Origin of the sequence: Pseudoalteromonas sp. NZS127_1 (assembly GCF_015864295.1) — a bacterium.
Classification (GTDB): Bacteria; Pseudomonadota; Gammaproteobacteria; order Enterobacterales; family Alteromonadaceae; genus Pseudoalteromonas; species Pseudoalteromonas arctica.
The window spans coordinates 1-520 of record NZ_JADYXO010000079.1; the positions used below are offsets into that span (position 1 = coordinate 1).

At 44.4% G+C, this 520-nt stretch carries 1 protein-coding gene and 2 tRNA genes; all 3 read left to right on the forward strand.

Annotated elements, in window-relative coordinates; translation table 11 throughout:
* Nucleotides 1-117: 117 nt before the first annotated feature.
* Nucleotides 118-192: transfer RNA gene (locus I6F50_RS20200), tRNA-Gly, on the forward strand.
* 11 nt (nucleotides 193-203) lie between these two features.
* A tRNA-Thr gene (locus tag I6F50_RS20205) sits at nucleotides 204-279 on the forward strand.
* A gap of 128 nt (nucleotides 280-407) precedes the next feature.
* A partial coding sequence (locus I6F50_RS20210; protein WP_138558991.1) for a GTP-binding protein occupies nucleotides 408-520 on the forward strand: 113 nt, incomplete at its 3' end.

Below are 520 nucleotides of genomic sequence, written 5' to 3' on the forward strand. Positions count from 1 at the left end.
GAGCGGCCAAAGGGATCAGACTGTAAATCTGACGGCTCAGCCTTCGCTGGTTCGAATCCAGCTCCCTCCACCACTTTATTCTTGACGGTTAGAGGTAGTTTAAGAACAGATTTTTATGCGGGCATCGTATAATGGCTATTACCTCAGCCTTCCAAGCTGATGATGCGGGTTCGATTCCCGCTGCCCGCTCCAGTTCTTGTGTTGCTGATATAGCTCAGTTGGTAGAGCGCACCCTTGGTAAGGGTGAGGTCGGCAGTTCGACTCTGCCTATCAGCACCAGTCATAAGAATCTCCTTGATTACTTCCTTTATCTGTCAGAAAATACTATTTGAAAAAATTAACTTAATCTACCTCTGGTGGATTATTTTCATATGTAATTTAGATACACAAAACTGATAGGTTCCGTCATGGCAAAAGAAAAGTTTGAACGCGTAAAACCGCACGTAAACGTTGGTACAATCGGCCACGTTGACCACGGTAAAACTACACTAACTGCAGCAATCACTAACGTACTTGCAAA